Raw genomic sequence first — 15608 nt, 5'->3', positions numbered from 1 at the left:
GCGAAGGTCCGTCGGTAGCCGGTGGGCGTGGTCCCCACGTGCCGGTGAAATGCAGCCGGAGCTTCGACGCCGTCCCGAGCCCGGAGCGCTCCGCCACCCGGGCACGCAGCAGTCACTGCACCGGTGGCAGGCCGGTGTCCTCGGTGAACCGCCGGGTGAAGGTCGGTAGGAGGTGTGGGGGGTGCTCCGCCATGTCCCGGACCGTGAGCGGGTTATCGAGTTGATCCAATACCCATGCACGGATCCGGGCGAAGACGGTCCTGCTGTCCTCCGGCAGGGTGCGGGGTACGAACTGTGCCTGCCCGCCGTCCCGGTACGGTGCGGCGACCACGTGGCGGGCGACCTCCGCCACCAGCCGGACACCGTGGTCCCGACGGATGATGTGCAGGGACGGGTCGATCCCCGCGGCGACCCCGGCGGAGGTGACGATCTGACCCTCGTCGACGAACAGGACGTTCCGGTCGACCCGGACGCCCGGGTATCGATCAGTCAGCTGATCGGTCATCGACCAGTGCGTGGTCGCCCGGCGTCCGTCGAGCAGGCCCACGGCCGCCACGGCGAACGCCCCGGTACAGGCCGAGGCGATCCGCATACCTCGTGCCGCGGCGTCCTGCAGGGCGGTGACCACTGCTGGGGAGGGGCGCCGTGAGGTGCCCGCGTACCCGGGGACGATGACCGTGCCGGCGTTCTTGAACGCCTCGAGACCGTGCTCCACCAGGTAGTGGAAGTCGCCGTCGCCGGCGGAGACCGGCACTCGGTCGGGCGGACGGAGGACGGGTCGGCCGTCGCCACCGGAAACAACCGCCGCGCGCAGTGTGCTGTCGGGCACTGGACCGGCTTCGTCGAGTTCTCTGCCGGTTGCCTCCACACGGTCGGCCTTCACGATGACGGACGGGTCTCCACCGCCGGAAGTCCGGCCGCTTCCGCCGGAGTCGACCGGTGGTGGGGTTACGCTGCCTCGAACACTCCGCAGGCCTGGCGCCCGCCGGCGTCGCCGGTCTTCAGCGAATCCTCGTCCGGCCCGTCCGGGGCGTAGCGCTCCGGGATATTGCCGTAGTTGTCCGGCGACTCGTGGATGATGAGGGCGGAACCGTCGTCATCGAGGAGGTTCTCCTTGGTCACCCGGTCGGTCGAGACGGTGAGCGAGGCGGTGCCGTCCTCCTTGACCAGCAGAGCCGGGAGGTCACCACCGTGGGACGGGTGGTCGTGGTCGTCGCCGTCCATGTGGCCGCCGGAGGACAGGTAGTCACCGGTGTCCGACCCGTCGGGGGATTCGCTGTCGGTCTCGCACTGGCCGACCGTATGGATGTGCATGCCGTACATACCGGGTTCGAGTCCGGTGAAGGAGACGGTCAGCTCGGTGGCGTCGTCGGAGAAGCTGTCCTTGCCCACGCTGGCGGTGCCGATGTCGTCGCCGTCAGCGTTGGTGACGTCCGCGGTGGCGTAGGCGGTGGTGCTGGCGTCGTCGGTGGTGTTGTCGTTGTCATCGTCGTCGCTGCTGCAGGCCCCGAGGACGAGGACTGTCGCCACGGCGGCCGCGGTGGCGGATGACCTGATCGGGAGTCGCACTGGTCTCACCTTCCTGAGTTCGAGAACGAAACTCTGTGCTCCACGGTACGGCTCACACCACCATGACGCACGTCACCTCTTCTGCAGCTGCTTGAATCCCAGCCAGCCGACCAGGATGATCAGCAGGATCGGCAGCAGCTTGAAGACCACGGCGACGGCCCCGGCGAACGCAGTGGAGATCGCGACGATGGCGAAGATCAGCGTGAGCGCGCCGAGGACGAATGACCAGCCCCACCGATTCTGGTCGGCCGCCCACCAGGCGCCGACGCCGGAGATCGCGCCGAGGATGAGGGTGGTGAGAGCAGTTCCGAACATGATGTGTCCTTTCAGTGGGGACGACCGGTGATTAGGCTCGTGGCCATGACTGACACCCACGATACCGGCTCTGCCGACCTTCCCGTCGCCCTCGTCACCGGTGGTTCCCGCGGCATCGGCGCCGCCGTGGTCGCCGACCTCTCCCGCACCCACCGCGTCATCGCCTGGTCCAGTGGGGACGCCGACCTCGCCGACCCGGCGTCCATTGCCGGGGCAGTGGCTGACCTGGGGCTTGAACGGCTCGATGTCCTCGTTCACTCCGCGGGCCTGGCCTGGGACACCCCGGTCCAGAGCACGAACTGGGAGGGCTGGGAGCGGATGTTCCGGGTCAACGTTTTCGGTGTCGCCGAGTTGACCCGCCTGCTGCTGCCGGCCCTGCGCGCCGCCCACGGCACTCTCGTGACGATCAACTCGGGCTCCGGACACCGCTCCGCACCGACCATGTCGCAGTACTGCGGGACGAAGTTCGCGCTGCGGGCCTTCACCGACGCTCTGCGTGAGGAGGAGCGTGGCCGGGTCCGTGTCAGTTCGGTCCACCCCGGCCGGGTCGACACGGAGATGCAGGTCGCGCTGCAGGAGGGGCGGGGCAACACCGACTACGACGGCTCGCTCTACGTCCGCCCGGAATCCGTCGCCGCCGCTGTGAGGTTCGCGGTCGACACGACCGAGGAGTCCATTATCGAGGAGATCACCGTGCGCCCGGTGCGGGGCTAGTTCTCCAGCATGAAGATGGCGGTACCGGGGAAGACCTCGCCGCGGGTGGCCGACCACTGACCCCAGGTCGGCGTCCCCTCCCGCCACTCCGGCTCGACCAGGTCCACCAGCCGCAGCCCGGCATGCGCGAAGGCGCGCACCCAGTCGCCCATGGTGTGGTGGAACTCGGCGTAGCGCAGTGCACCGGGGTCTGTCGGGTCGTCACGCTCCCACTCCAGGTAGGCGTCCTGGAAGTAGGGGATGGCCGCGGTGAGTTCTTCCGGGTCATCGGGGAAGATCCACGCCGTCGGATGGTTCACCGCGATGACGCTACTCCCACCGGGACGCAGCACCCGGGCGACCTCCGCCATCGCGGAACCCAGGTCGGAAAGGAAGGGATAGCCGCCGAAAGATGAAAAGACCACGTCGGCGGCGTCCTCGGGGAAGGGGAGGGACGCCGCGTCCGCCTGCAGAAGGTGCAGTCCGTCGACCTGCGGGGCGCGGCGGAGCATATGCATGGAGATGTCGAAACCCACCACGCGCGCCGAGGAATGGCGCGCGAGCCAGGCCGCGCACGGGGCGGAACCGCAGCCGACCTCGACGACGGTGCGTCCCGCCAGTTCCGTCGGATCCCCCAGCAACCGGGCCTCAGCCTCGGCGAGCCGTTCCGGACACCAGAAGAAGGTGTCCAGGTAGTCGGCGTGGCCCTCGTGGTAGCGCGCGGCGTCGGCATCCCAGTGCCGACGCTGCACGGCCCCCAGCTCCCTGTCCATGACTCAGGAGCCTACCTGCCGGACGTGAAGAACCTAGCGCAGGATCTTCGTCTTCTTGCCCAGCAGCAGAAGCGCGGACATCACGGCCGCGTAGGGCTTGGCCGTGAGGAACTTCGGGCCGCGGATCGGGATGAGCCGCTGCTCGGTGATGTTCTGGGACTCGGTGTACTTCAGCATGCCGTAGTGGCCCTGGCGGCGGCCCTGGCCGGACTCCTGTGTGCCACCCATCTCGTTGTCGACGGAGGCGAAGGCGGCGGCGTAGCCGTCGTTGACACCGACTGTGCCGGAGAAGATCTGCGAGGCGACCTCATTGGCCTCCTTCGACGGACCCCAGACCGAGGAATTCAGGCCGTAGGCGGTGTCATTGGCCTTCTCGACGGCCTCCGCGTGGGAGGCGACCTTCTCGACGTAGACGACGGGTCCGAAGACCTCTTCGCGCTTGAGCAGGACCTCGTCGGAGACATCGGTGAACACGGTCGGCTCGTAGAAGTACGGACCCAGGTCCGGGCGTGCCCTGCCGCCGGCGACGACCTTCGCGCCCTTGTCCTTCGCGTCGTCGACGTACTTCTCGACGGTCGCGACCTGGGAGGCGCCGGCGAGGGAACCCATCCCATTGCTCCAGTCGAAGCCCGCGCCGAGCTTCAGGTCGGAGGTGGCCTTCCCGAATTTCTCGACGAACTCGTCGTAGACGTCGGCGTGGGCGTAGATCCGCTCGATGGAGACGCAGAGCTGGCCGGAGTTCGCGAAGCAACCGGTGACGACCCCGTCGACGATCTTGTCCACGTCGGCGTTCTCGGTGACGATCAGCGGGTTCTTGCCGCCGAGCTCCGCAGAGTAGCCGATGAGACGGCGACCGGCGATCTCACCGAGGGTCTTGCCGGTGGCGGTGGAGCCGGTGAACATGAGGTAGTCGCAGGTCTCGGCGATGGCGTTGCCGACCACGCGGCCCGGGCCTGTGACGAGCTGGACGACGTTGCGCGGCATGCCGGCCTCGAAGAGCAGCTTGAAGGCGAGCAGGGAGGTGAAGGGGGTGGAGGAGTCCGGCTTCGCGACCAGGGCGTTACCGGCGGCGATGCCGGGCAGGGAATCGGAGATTCCCAGGGTCAGCGGGTAGTTCCACGGGGCGATCTGGCCGATGACGCCCTTCGGGAGGTGGTGCTCGGTGGACTTGGTGAGCACCGGGATGACGCCGGTGTGGTGCTTCGGCTTGAGGATCGCACCGACATGGTTGCCGTAGTAGCGGGCGGTGATGGCGGTGTGGAGGACCTCCTCGTACGCCGAGTCGCGGCTCTTGCCGGTCTCCAGCTGCACGATGTCCATGATGAGCTCGCGGTGCTTGACCACCAGGTCGTGGAAGCGGAGCAGGATCTTCCCCCGCTCCTTGTAGGAGGTCTTCGCCCAGATCTTCTGGGCCGCGCGCGCACGGGTGAAGGCCTCGGTGACCTCGTCCTCGGTGCCTCGGCCGACCCAGCCGATGGTCTCTCCGGTGAACGGGCCCTCGATCTCGATCCGGTCACCGGAATCAAGATTTCCGGTGACGGCATTGACGGTGAGTCCGCGCAGTTCCGTGGCGAAGTCGTCAGGGAGTGCGCCGTAGGGAAGCCGCTTGATAGTCATGTTTGCAAACACTATCCGACGAACCGGCGACGCGTGCGGCGAATCGGAATCCGGACTACAGAAACCTCCCCGGGAACACAGCGGGCGGGTCGTCCGTTGTTAGTATGAAAACCAAGAGATAACCGCGTTCACCTTGCGTCCCCCGGGGTCACACACCCGCGAGACGCCCACGGCGTCCCAGAAAGGTCCCAGACAGTGAAAAGCTCGAACCCGTACATGAGTTCGCTGACCAAGGCGACGGCCGAGTCCCAGCGGGCCCAGGCCATGGCTCACCAGGGTGGATACTCCCAGCCGGGGTACGCCCAGAACCCCTACGCCACCCAGGCGCAGCCCGGGTACCAGCAGTCCCCGAACTACGGCGTCCCGACGAAGGACGCCGACCGGCCGATGACCGTCGATGACGTCGTCACCAAGACCGGCATCACCCTGGCGGTCATCGTCGTCTTCGCGGCGATCACCATGGTCATCGGCCAGAGCAACGCGTCCCTGGCCATGGGGATGACCTTCGTCGGTGCCATCGGCGGCTTCATCGCAGTCCTGGTCTCCTCCTTCGGCAAGAAGTACGGCTCCCCGGTCGTCACCCTGGTCTACGCCGTCTTCGAGGGACTGTTCGTCGGTGGCTTCAGCTGGCTGCTCTCCGGCATGGCCGTCGGTGACTCCGACGCCGGCGCCATGATCTTCCAGGCGATCCTCGGCACGGTCGGCGTCTTCGTCGGCATGCTGGTCGTCTACAAGACCGGCGCGATCCGCGTCACCCCGAAGTTCACCAAGATCATGATCAGCGCCCTCATCGGCGTCTGCGTCCTGGCCCTGGGTAACCTCGTCTTCTCCCTGTTCAGCGACGGTGCCGGCCCGCTGCGCGACGGCGGCCCGATCGCCATCATCTTCTCCCTGGTCTGCATCGGTCTAGCCGCCATGAGCTTCCTGGTGGACTTCGATCAGGCAGACCAGCTGATCCGCGCCGGTGCACCGTCCAAGATGGCCTGGGGCGTCGCCCTCGGCCTGGCGGTCACCCTGGTCTGGCTGTACACCGAGATCCTCCGCCTGCTGTCGTACCTCAACAACGACTGACAGTTGTAGCAGCATACAGAGCCCCGTCCGGAACCTGGTTCCGGACGGGGCACTGTCGTGTGTGGCGACTGTACCGCCTGGCTGCCTACTGCTCGGCGCGCGGGATGTCGCGGTTCGGGTCGTAGGGTTCCGCGGTCACGAGGGTGACGGAGATCTTGCTGCCGTTGGGGGCGGCGTACTCGCGGGTCTCGCCCTCCTTGGCGCCGACGAGGGCGGCGCCCAGCGGGGCGTCGGTGGAGTAGGTCTCCAGATCGGGGTTGGAGGATTCGAGACCACGGGTTCCGATGAGGAAGGTCTCCTTGTCGTCCTCGTCGCCGTCGTAGTAGACGTGGACCACGGAGCCGACGAGCGCGACGCCGGACTCCGCCGGGGCCTCACCGATGGTGGCGTTGTCGAGGAGTTCCTCAAGGTAGACGATGCGGGCCTCCTCCTGGCCCTGCTGCTCGCGGGCGGCGTGGTAGCCACCGTTCTCCTTCAGGTCGCCCTCTTCACGACGCTCGTTGATCTCGGCGGCGAGCGCGGGACGGTTGCCCTTGAGGGCGGCCAGCTCGTCGTTGAGCCGGTCGTAGGATTCCTGGGTCAGCCAGGTCGTCTGATTGTCGGCCATGTCCGGTCGAGTCCTCCTGCGGGTAGACCTTTGACGTGGCAGGGAACTGCCACGTCTTGTTCGCCGCACAGTCTAGCACCGGGCCGGCCCCCACCCCGGTCTGGCCTGCGTCAGCGCTGCGTCAGTGCTGCGTCAGTGCCAGGTCAGTCCTCGGTGGTGGTGCTGTCGTCGAGGTAGGAGGGGAACACCGAAGAGCAGCCGTAAAGGTCGGTGGCGACGGCCTGCTCGCGGGTCGGGACCTTGATCTGCAGCCGGGTGTTCTCGTTGCCGCCCGCGGCGACGACGGCCTCACGGCGTCCCACCTCTGCCTTGTCGAAGTTCATCGCGGTGACGATGCAGTAGGCGGGCTTGGAGGTGTCGTCCCGGGTGACGTCGAGGTTCATCATGATCGAGTCATCTTCGTTGTCCGAGAATCCGGCGACGGAGGCGGTGACGTCGGCGTCGGAACTGTTGCGCCACTGGGACCAGATGAAGACGCCGGCGACGATCAGGACGCCGACGATGCCGATGACAAGGAACTTTCCGCTGACTCCGCGGGTGTTCTGGTCACTGGCGCCGTAGGACGCCTTGTTCTGGGGACTCATGGCGTCCATCCTAGGTGCCGCTGTCCGGGGAGCGGGAATCCCCGGTAGTTGGACGCCGTGGGCGAGGCGTTGTTGAATGGCTGTTATGTCATCCAACGTCTCCGCGGCGGGCCGTGCGGGTCTCCGCCTGCTCGCCATACATGCGCACCCCGACGACGAATCGAGTAAGGGTGCGGCGACGATGGCCCGGTACGCCGACGAAGGCGTGACGGTGAAAGTGCTGACCTGCACCGGCGGAGAACGTGGCAGCATCCTCAACCCGGCCATGGACCGGCCGGGGGTGGTCGAGCGCATGCACGAGATCCGTATCGAGGAGATGGCGCATGCCGCCGAGATCCTCGGTGTCGAGCAGGAGTGGCTCGGCTACATCGACTCCGGACTGCCGGAAGGCGACCCGCTGCCTCCGTTGCCCGAGGGCTGCTTCGCTCTCGCGGACACCGAGGAGGCCACCGCGAAGATGGTGAAGGTCTTCCGTGAATTCCGGCCGCACGTGATCATCACCTACGACGAGAACGGCGGCTACCCCCATCCGGACCACATCAAGACCCATGCGGTGAGTGTCCGGGCCTGGGAGCGTTCCGGTGACCCAGACTACCGCCCGGACCTCGGGGAACCGTGGACCGTGCAGAAGATGTACTACACCCACGGGTTCATCCGGCGTCGTTTCGAACTGCTCGCCCAGGCTGAGGAGGAGGCCGGTCATCTCACCGCGGCCAGTGCCCTGGAACGCTGGAACGATGTCCCCGACATCATGCCGCGGGTGACCACCCAGATCGCCTGTGCACCTTGGTTCGTCCGTCGGGACGAGGCCCTGCGCGCCCACGCCACCCAGATCGACCCGGAAGGGCCGTTCTTCGCGGTGCCGACGGAGCTCCAGGAGCAGGTCTGGCCGACCGAGGAGTTCGAGCTCGCCGCGTCCCGCGTCCCCGCTCCTGTTCCCGAGGACGACCTCTTCACGGGAGTTGTGCCCGACTAGGGCAGACCCCGTTCCCTCCGATACTGTGGAGCACATGTTGCAGGATCTTCACCCCGTCACCGCCCAGGCCGAGTCCCTCGGCTACACCGTCCTCGCCCAGGCGGAGAAGTCCGGCCCCGAGGGACCCGACTTCGGCAAGGCGTCCCCGGTCGGTCTGCTGGTGATCGTGGCACTGCTGGCGGCGATCCTCACCATCGGCGTGCTGTTCAACCGTCGGATGAAGGCCATGACCCGGCGCCGCGAGTACGCCGAGAAGCACGACATGGATCCCTTCGACATCGAGGCTGTCGACGCCGCCATGGCCGCCGACCAGGGTCTCAACGACGACGAGGTCGATGCCCAGGCCTGGCCGCTGGAGGAGCCCGAGGAACTTGCCGCCCGGTACGGTGACGGCGACAACGCGGACTCCGACGGCAGCTCCAGGGGTGGCCGTCCTTGATCCTCCACCGGCTCTACGAGCAGCGGCTGATCCGCTTCATGAAGGGTCGTCCGCGGCCGTCCCATGTGGCCATCATGTGTGACGGTAACCGCCGTTGGGCCCGGGAGAACGGCTTCACCGACGTCACCCACGGCCACCGTGTCGGGGCGAAGAAGATCGTCGAGGTCGTCGGCTGGTGCGAGGAGCAGGGGATCGACACGGTCACCGTGTACCTGCTGAGTACCGAGAACCTCGGCCGTGGTGCCGATGAGCTGGAACTGCTCATGGAGATCATCGGGGACGTCTCCGACGAGATCGCCTCAGCGAAGGGCGACTTCCGGCTCCGGGTGATCGGACGTGCGGAACTGCTGCCGCAGGAACTCTGCGACCGGCTCTCCGAGGCCGAGGAGCGGACCCGCGACAACAAGGGCGTGCGCGTGAACATCGCCGTCGGATACGGCGGACGCCAGGAGGTGGTGGACGCCGTGCGCGAGCTCATCGGGAACCTGGCAGGGGAGGGCGTCTCCGCGGCGGAGATCCCGGACCGGATCACCGTGGACTCGCTGACCGAGCATCTCTACACCTCGGGTCAGCCCGACCCTGACCTGGTGATCCGGACGTCGGGGGAGCAGCGGCTCTCGGGCTTCCTGCTGTGGCAGTCCGCGTACTCGGAGATCTGGTTCACCGAGACCTACTGGCCGGCGTTCCGGCGTATGGACTTCCTCCGCGCGCTGCGTGACTTCTCCACGCGGCAGCGACGCTTCGGAAAGTAGTGTCTAGATCTTCCGCATCCGGACCGTCTCCACGAGATGGTCCGGCCCCTTCCGCATGACCAGGGACGCCCGGATCCGGGTCGGCAGGATGTTCTCCACCAGGTTGGGCAGGTTGGTGGTCTGCCAGATCTCACGGGCGACGGTACGGGCGTCGTCATCGGACAGGCCTGCGTAGTAGTGGAAGTGGGCACCGGGGTTCCGGAACGCCGAGTTCTTCAGCTTGAGGAAGCGGTCGATGTACCAGCGCTCGATGTCGGCGCGGTCGGCGTCCACGTAGACCGAGAAGTCGAAGAGGTCGGAGACCATGAGCGACGGACCGGTCTGCAGGACGTTGAGTCCCTCGATGATGAGGATGTCCGGTCGGTCGACGACATGGACCTCGTCCAGTCGATCATAGGTCTCGTGGGAGTACATCGGGGCGGGGACCTCGGCCGCCCCGGACTTCACCGCCGTGACGAACTGCATCAGTGCGCGCTGGTCGTAGCTCTCCGGGTAACCCTTCCTGCCCATCATGTGGCGTCGGTTGAGCTCGGCGGCGGGGTAGAGGAAGCCGTCGGTGGTGACCAGGTCCACCCGCGGGGCGGACTCCCAGCGCTGCAGCAGCACCTGGAGCAGGCGGGCGGTGGTGGACTTGCCGACCGCCACCGACCCGGAGACGCCGATGATGAACGGGACGTGGGGCATGCCCTCGCCGAGGAAGGTGCCGGTTGTCTCATTGAGCTTGCGGATCGCCTGGAACCGGAGGTCGATCAGCCGGGACAGCGGCAGGTAGATCTCGCTGACCTCCTCGAGGTCGATGTCTTCGCCGATACCGCGGAGTTCCTCGAGTTCCTCCTCACTGAGCACCTGCGGCATGGAACGCCGCAGCGTCTGCCACTGTGAGCGGTCGAGGGAAATGAAGGGGTTCACATCGGTAAAGGTCTCGGACACGTGCCGTATTCTCCCCTCACACAGGGGTGAGGACCAAACCAGGGATGCAGTGGGCCCGCAGCAGACCTGGGGAGGATAGGATGTGCGGTGATCCGTAGTTGCAGACCTGTGAGAGGTACTCCACCGATGACCGACACCACCCAGCACAACCTCCCCCTCGGGGAACTTGATCCGGAGGTGGCCTCCGCCATCGCCGGTGAGCTTTCCCGTCAGCGGGACACCCTCGAGATGATCGCGAGTGAGAACTTCGTCCCGCGTGCCGTTCTCCAGGCCCAGGGCTCCGTCCTCACCAACAAGTACGCCGAGGGCTACCCGGGTCGCCGCTACTACGGCGGTTGCGAGAACGTCGACATCATCGAGGACCTCGCCCGCGACCGCGCGAAGGCTGTCTTCGGTGCCGAGTTCGCCAACGTCCAGCCGCACTCCGGTGCGCAGGCGAACGCCGCCGTGCTGATGTCCCTGGCCAACCCGGGCGACAAGATCATGGGTCTGTCCCTGGCACACGGTGGTCACCTCACCCACGGCATGAAGCTGAACTTCTCGGGCAAGCTCTACGAGGTCGCCGCCTACGAGGTCGATCCGGAGACCATGCGTCTGGACATGGACAAGGTCCGTGAGCAGGCCATCGCCGAGAAGCCGCAGGTCATCATCGGTGGGTGGTCCGCCTACCCGCGTCACCAGGATTTCGAGGCCTTCCGCTCCATCGCCGACGAGGTCGACGCGAAGCTGTGGGTCGACATGGCACACTTCGCCGGCCTGGTCGCCGCCGGTCTGCACCCGTCGCCGGTGCCGCACGCCGATGTCGTCTCCACCACGGTCCACAAGACCCTCGGTGGCCCGCGCTCCGGCATGATCCTGGCGAAGCAGGAGTACGCCAAGAAGATCAACTCCTCCGTCTTCCCCGGTCAGCAGGGTGGCCCGCTGATGCACGCCGTCGCCGCCAAGGCCGTCTCCATGAAGATCGCCCAGACCGACGACTTCCGTGACCGTCAGGCCCGCACCCTCGAGGGCGCGAAGATCCTCGCCGAGCGGCTCACCGGCCAGGACACCGTGGATGCCGGCGTGCAGGTGCTCACCGGCGGCACCGATGTGCACCTGGTGCTCGTCGACCTGCGTAACTCCGAGCTCAACGGCCAGGAGGCCGAGGACCTGCTTCACGAGGTCGGCATCACCGTCAACCGCAACGCCGTGCCCTTCGACCCGCGTCCGCCGATGGTCACCTCGGGTCTGCGCATCGGTACCCCGGCCCTCGCCTCCCGTGGCCTGGACGCCGCCGCCTTCACCGAGGTCGCGGACATCATCGGTACCGCCCTGGCCCAGGGGAAGAACGCAGACACCGCCGCACTGCGCGCCCGGGTCGACAAGGTTGCCGCGGACTTCCCGCTGTACCCGGGTCTCGAGGACTGGAAGCTGGTCTAGGGAGACAGAATGCGCGCACTGATCGTCGTCGACATCCAGAACGATTTCTGCCCCGGGGGAGCCCTGGGGACTGCCCGAGGGGCGGAGGTGGCGGCGGCGGTCTCCGCGTATCTGCGGTCGGTGCCCGCCGGAACCTACACGGCCGTGGTCGGGACGAGGGACCACCACATCGATCCCGAAGGGCACTTCGCCCCTGCCGGTACCGAGCCGGACTTCGAGGAGACCTGGCCGGTGCACTGCGTGGTCGGGACCCACGGGGCGGAGGCTCACCCGGACCTGGACACCTCGCTCATCGACGCCTGGTTCCTCAAGGGTGAGTACACCGCCGCCTACTCCGGTTTCGAGGGGCATCTGGAGGGCAGCGAGGAGACGCTCGCCGGTTGGCTGCGGGCCTGTGGCGTCACCGACGTGGACGTCTGCGGCATCGCCACGGACTTCTGCGTCCGCGCCACGGCGCTGGACGCTGTCGCCGAGGAGTTCGGGGTCCGTGCCCTGACCGATCTCTGTGCCGAAGTGACGCCGGGGCCGGGCGCGGTCGCCTTCAACCAGATGGCCTATGTCGGGGTGGAGCTGGCTGAATCGAAGGACGTCCTCGCCCCGAACGCATGATCGGATCCGGCCACGGTCGCCGGTCCCGGGCGGTAATCTGACGGGCATGAGCCTTGTCGAGATCTCGGACGCCGACGGCGTCCGCACCATCACCGTCAACCGTCCGGACGCCTACAACTCGCTGAACCGCGGTCTGCGGCTCGCGCTGATCGACGCCTTCACCACCGCCGGCGAGGACGCCGCCACCGGTGGCCCGGTGCGAACGGTCGTGCTGCAGGCGGAGGGGAAGGCCTTCTGCTCCGGCCAGGACCTCAAGGAGCAGCTGGCGGACGCCCGTGAGGGCACCGGGTCGAACAAGGTCGTCGAGGAGTACAACCCCATGATGGCGGCTCTGCTGTCCATCCCGGTGCCGGTCATCGCCGCGGTGCAGGGGCCGGCGGCGGGTGCGGGCTGGGGCATCGCCATGGCCTGTGACTTCCGCGTCATGTCCTCGGCCGCAAGCTTCAAGGGGGCGTTCTCCGGAGTGGGCCTGGCCTCGGACTGCGGACTGTCCCGGTCGCTCACAGACACGGTCGGGCAGACCCGGGCACTGGAACTGCTGCTCTTCGACGAGAAGATCCCCGCTGAGAAGGCCGCGGCGCTGGGCATCGTGACCACGGTGGTTGAGCCCGGGCAGCTGGCGGAGTCGGTGGCAGCTCTCGCACAGCGCTTCGCTGCCGGCCCGACGGCGTCCTACCGGGAGATCAAGGCGCTGGTGAAGGACGCGGCCGCGGTCAACGCCCGCGCCGACGAGGAGGGGGACGCCCAGTTACGGCTGTTCACCACCGCCGACCACGTCGAGGCCCTGTCGGCGTTCCTGGAGAAGCGGCCCCCGCACTTCATCGGCGAGTAGGACCTGTTCGATCCGTCTGTTCGAGAACAGCACGGGCCTGTCGTGGACCGGCACTAGGGTGCAGCCCATGACCCTGCCGATCAGCCCCGCTGTCCTCGCCTCCCGTCCGCGCACCTCCGCCGGTGGTGGGACGCTCATCTGCGTCACCGAACCCCGTCCGGTCTTCTCGCCGGGGCACGAGCGCCGGGTGGTACAGATTGTCGTGGCCGGTGCCATGGGGAGGATGCACCGCGAGCACAGCGTGCTGCTTCCTCCTCCGCGGTGTACCGCTGCCAGGCGTGCTGCATTGGCAGACTTCACCGCGGCGATCAGCGCGACGGTGGCGGCGGTACTGGCCGTCGACCCGGGGGCCCGCGTGCTGCCGTCAGCCGGTCAGTCGGAGAGGTCAGGGTGGCGGCGGACAAGGGGACAGGTTCTTCCGGCACGAGGTGTCGCTGAGCTCCGTGCCCTCGGTCAGGCACTGGAGGAATCAGTGACGCTCACCGGGGATGAGCGACTGTGCCGGGATATCGCCGAGTTCCCCTGGGCAGTGGTGTCCGGCATCGGCCCGGCCCCTGTCACGGTCTGCTCCGATGCCTCGTGGTCGACCTCGCGCAGTGCGTCCCGCGTGGGGGAGAAGTGCTTCGGTTGGGTCACCGATACCGGGGACGCCGGCAGCGGACGTCTACCGCACTGCCCGTCATCGCGGGCCGAGTACCAGGGGATCGTGAAGGCTCTGACAGCGGTGGTGCGCAGGCACCCGGGACGCCCTGTTGTGCTGCTGTGTGATTCACGACCTGCGCTGGCCCTGCTGCGGAGGCAGGGAACCGGCCGGGAGGACCTGGACCGACGCCTGATCGACGGCAGTATCCGCACCCGGTGGGTCAAGGGGCACTCAGGTGTGGCGCTCAATGATGCGGCGGACCGGTTGTGCCTGGGGACTCGTCGGATTCTCGAGTGGTCGGACGGGGCTGATCCGGAGTCCCGTCTGGCGGAGCTGCGTGCCACCGTCACCGGGGAGCTGGCCGCGCGCCTGCTGGCCGGTGACGATGCCGCAGGTGTGACGCTGACGCCGGGTACCGACGCGGAACAGGCCCTGGCCGGATAGTCTCCGGTCAGGGCCTGAGGGGTGCCGAGGGGCTTACTTGATGCCCTTGGCGAGGCGGCGGGAGATGATCTCCAGCATGATCTCGTTCGGGCCGCCGTAGATCGGCTGGACGCGGGAATCGAGGTAGTGGGTGGCGATGGGGTATTCCATCATGAAGCCGTAGCCACCGTGCAGCTGCAGGGCGGTGTTGACGACCTTGATCTGCAGCTCGGTGGTGAGGTACTTCGCCATGGACGCGGTGACCTCGTCGAGCTCGCCCTTGACCTTGGCCTCGACAGCGGCGTCGACGAAGGACTGGGCGGACTGGATCTCGGTGGCCATCTTGGCCAGCTCCCAGCGATAGGCCTGGTGGTCGACGAGACGGTTGCCGAAGGTCTTGCGGTCCTGCGAGTGCTGGTAGACCAGATCGAAGGCGCGGCGGGAGGTGGCGATCGAGCCGACGGCGATGGAGACGCGCTCCTGAGCCAGGTTGGTGCGCAGGTAACCGAAGCCGGCACCCTCCTCGCCGAGGACGTTCTCGGCGGGGACGACGGCGTTCTCGAAGTTGAGCTCGGCGGTGTCCTGGGCCTTGAGACCGACCTTCTTCAGCGGACCGGTCTTTGTGAAACCCTCGGTCTCGGCGTCCACGATGAGGATGGAGACGCCGGCGCGGCCCTGGGACGGGTCGGTGATGGCGACGACGAGGGTGAAGTCGGCCTGGACGCCGTTGGAGATGAAGGTCTTGGAACCGTTGAGGACGAAGTTGCCCTCGTCGTTCTTCAGCGCGGTGGTGCGGATGCCGGCAAGGTCGGCGCCGGCGCCCGGCTCGGTCATGGCGATGGCGCCGATCTTCTCACCGGAGCACAGCGGAGCGAGGTACTTCTTCTTCTGCTCGTCGGTGGCGAAGCGCTCGAGGTAGGGGATCACCAGGTCGTTGATGACCTGGATGGAGACGATGACGGAACCGCAGTCGGCCTCGGCGAGCTCCTCGGAGAGAATCGCGTTGAAGCGGTAGTCGGGCATTCCGCCGCCACCGAACTCCTCGGGGGAGGTGATGCCGAACAGGCCGAGCTCACCGGCGGCCTGGTACATGGAGCGGTCGCAGAAGCCCTGCTCGTGCCACTTGTCCACGTTCGGACGGATCTCGGTCTCGACGAAGCTGCGGCAGGTTTCGCGGAACATGTCGTGTTCTTCGTTGAAGATGGTGCGGGGCAGGAAGTTCTTCATGTCGACCTTTCCTCGGGGAGGGTGCAGGGATGAGGACGTCAGCCGGTGTCAGCCGGTGTCAGCCGGTGTCAGCCGGTGTCAGCCGGTGTCAGCCGGTGTCAGCCGGTGTCAGCCGGTGTCAGCCGGTGT

Annotated in this window: 19 protein-coding genes; 10 read left to right on the top strand and 9 right to left on the bottom strand. The window is 67.3% G+C overall.

Annotation, left to right across the window (positions count from 1 at the left end; all coding sequences use genetic code 11):
- Positions 1–112: 112 nt before the first annotated feature.
- Positions 113–829, bottom strand: coding sequence for a DJ-1/PfpI family protein (locus CVA01_RS00805; RefSeq protein WP_141327873.1), 717 nt, complete (start codon positions 827–829; stop codon positions 113–115).
- On the opposite strand from CVA01_RS00805, the gene CVA01_RS15550 reads away from it, so the two are divergent.
- Positions 722–1036, top strand: a complete 315-nt coding sequence (locus tag CVA01_RS15550) for an RCC1 domain-containing protein (protein ID WP_218024542.1) — start codon at positions 722–724, stop codon at positions 1034–1036. The genes CVA01_RS00805 and CVA01_RS15550 overlap by 108 nt on opposite strands.
- Here the strand turns inward: CVA01_RS15550 and CVA01_RS00795 are convergent.
- Both CVA01_RS00795 and CVA01_RS00790 read right to left on the bottom strand, forming a co-directional pair.
- Positions 949–1569, bottom strand: coding sequence for a superoxide dismutase family protein (locus tag CVA01_RS00795; protein WP_073883948.1), 621 nt, complete (start codon positions 1567–1569; stop codon positions 949–951). The two genes, CVA01_RS15550 and CVA01_RS00795, sit on opposite strands and share 88 nt — an antisense overlap.
- Before the next feature lie 72 nt (positions 1570–1641).
- The gene (locus tag CVA01_RS00790; protein WP_073883949.1) at positions 1642–1884 is read right to left on the bottom strand and encodes a hypothetical protein; all 243 of its coding nucleotides are present in this window, start codon (positions 1882–1884) and stop codon (positions 1642–1644) included.
- A 45-nt stretch (positions 1885–1929) separates the two neighbouring features.
- Between CVA01_RS00790 and CVA01_RS00785 the strand changes: the two genes are divergently transcribed.
- Positions 1930–2598, top strand: a complete 669-nt coding sequence (locus CVA01_RS00785; RefSeq protein ID WP_141327869.1) for an SDR family oxidoreductase — start codon at positions 1930–1932, stop codon at positions 2596–2598.
- Here the strand turns inward: CVA01_RS00785 and CVA01_RS00780 are convergent.
- Both CVA01_RS00780 and CVA01_RS00775 read right to left on the bottom strand, forming a co-directional pair.
- Complete coding sequence (locus CVA01_RS00780; RefSeq protein WP_141327867.1) at positions 2595–3350, bottom strand: class I SAM-dependent methyltransferase; 756 nt, start codon at positions 3348–3350, stop codon at positions 2595–2597. The genes CVA01_RS00785 and CVA01_RS00780 overlap by 4 nt on opposite strands.
- Positions 3351–3383: 33 nt before the next feature.
- Positions 3384–4967, bottom strand: a complete 1584-nt coding sequence (locus CVA01_RS00775; RefSeq protein ID WP_014010454.1) for a succinic semialdehyde dehydrogenase — start codon at positions 4965–4967, stop codon at positions 3384–3386.
- Between the two features lie 195 nt (positions 4968–5162).
- On the opposite strand from CVA01_RS00775, the gene CVA01_RS00770 reads away from it, so the two are divergent.
- Positions 5163–6038, top strand: coding sequence for a Bax inhibitor-1/YccA family protein (locus tag CVA01_RS00770; protein WP_014010453.1), 876 nt, complete (start codon positions 5163–5165; stop codon positions 6036–6038).
- A gap of 85 nt (positions 6039–6123) precedes the next feature.
- On the opposite strand, the gene greA is transcribed toward CVA01_RS00770, so the two are convergent.
- Both greA and CVA01_RS00760 read right to left on the bottom strand, forming a co-directional pair.
- Complete coding sequence (gene greA, locus CVA01_RS00765) at positions 6124–6645, bottom strand: transcription elongation factor GreA (RefSeq protein WP_014010452.1); 522 nt, start codon at positions 6643–6645, stop codon at positions 6124–6126.
- Positions 6646–6788: 143 nt separating this feature from the next.
- Entirely contained in the window at positions 6789–7229 is a 441-nt protein-coding gene (locus CVA01_RS00760; RefSeq protein ID WP_052302605.1) for a DUF4307 domain-containing protein, read from the bottom strand.
- Between the two features lie 85 nt (positions 7230–7314).
- Here CVA01_RS00760 and mca point away from each other — a divergent pair, with 85 nt between their 5' ends.
- From mca to CVA01_RS00745, 3 genes are read left to right on the top strand one after another with little or no spacing between them, the layout of a single operon-like run.
- Entirely contained in the window at positions 7315–8205 is an 891-nt protein-coding gene (gene mca / locus CVA01_RS00755) for a mycothiol conjugate amidase Mca (protein ID WP_041630094.1), read from the top strand.
- Positions 8206–8239: 34 nt separating this feature from the next.
- Entirely contained in the window at positions 8240–8644 is a 405-nt protein-coding gene (locus CVA01_RS00750) for a hypothetical protein (RefSeq protein WP_141327863.1), read from the top strand.
- Positions 8641–9396, top strand: coding sequence for an isoprenyl transferase (locus CVA01_RS00745; protein WP_041630093.1), 756 nt, complete (start codon positions 8641–8643; stop codon positions 9394–9396). Before CVA01_RS00750 ends, CVA01_RS00745 begins: the two co-directional genes overlap by 4 nt.
- Positions 9397–9399: 3 nt before the next feature.
- On the opposite strand, the gene coaA is transcribed toward CVA01_RS00745, so the two are convergent.
- On the bottom strand, positions 9400–10326 hold the full coding sequence (coaA, locus tag CVA01_RS00740) for a type I pantothenate kinase (RefSeq protein ID WP_014010447.1): 927 nt from the start codon (positions 10324–10326) through the stop codon (positions 9400–9402).
- A 126-nt stretch (positions 10327–10452) separates the two neighbouring features.
- On the opposite strand from coaA, the gene glyA reads away from it, so the two are divergent.
- The 4 genes from glyA to CVA01_RS00720 all read left to right on the top strand — a co-directional run bounded on the left by glyA (position 10453) and on the right by CVA01_RS00720 (position 14273).
- Positions 10453–11745: a serine hydroxymethyltransferase gene (glyA, locus tag CVA01_RS00735; protein ID WP_014010446.1), complete on the top strand. Its 1293-nt coding sequence runs from the start codon at positions 10453–10455 to the stop codon at positions 11743–11745.
- A gap of 9 nt (positions 11746–11754) precedes the next feature.
- Positions 11755–12354, top strand: coding sequence for an isochorismatase family protein (locus tag CVA01_RS00730; protein WP_014010445.1), 600 nt, complete (start codon positions 11755–11757; stop codon positions 12352–12354).
- Positions 12355–12400: 46 nt separating this feature from the next.
- The gene (locus tag CVA01_RS00725) at positions 12401–13186 is read left to right on the top strand and encodes an enoyl-CoA hydratase/isomerase family protein (protein WP_014010444.1); all 786 of its coding nucleotides are present in this window, start codon (positions 12401–12403) and stop codon (positions 13184–13186) included.
- A 67-nt stretch (positions 13187–13253) separates the two neighbouring features.
- Positions 13254–14273, top strand: coding sequence for a ribonuclease H family protein (locus tag CVA01_RS00720; protein ID WP_141327861.1), 1020 nt, complete (start codon positions 13254–13256; stop codon positions 14271–14273).
- Between the two features lie 33 nt (positions 14274–14306).
- On the opposite strand, the gene CVA01_RS00715 is transcribed toward CVA01_RS00720, so the two are convergent.
- Positions 14307–15479 carry an acyl-CoA dehydrogenase family protein gene (locus CVA01_RS00715; RefSeq protein ID WP_014010442.1) on the bottom strand — a complete coding sequence of 391 codons (1173 nt, stop codon included), beginning with the start codon at positions 15477–15479 and terminating at the stop codon, positions 14307–14309.
- Positions 15480–15608 lie beyond the last annotated feature (129 nt).

Origin of the sequence: Corynebacterium variabile (assembly GCF_006539825.1) — a bacterium.
Classification (GTDB): Bacteria; Actinomycetota; Actinomycetes; order Mycobacteriales; family Mycobacteriaceae; genus Corynebacterium; species Corynebacterium variabile.
The sequence above is the reverse complement of the archived record's forward strand: the minus strand, read 5'-3'. Positions and strand labels throughout refer to the sequence as shown.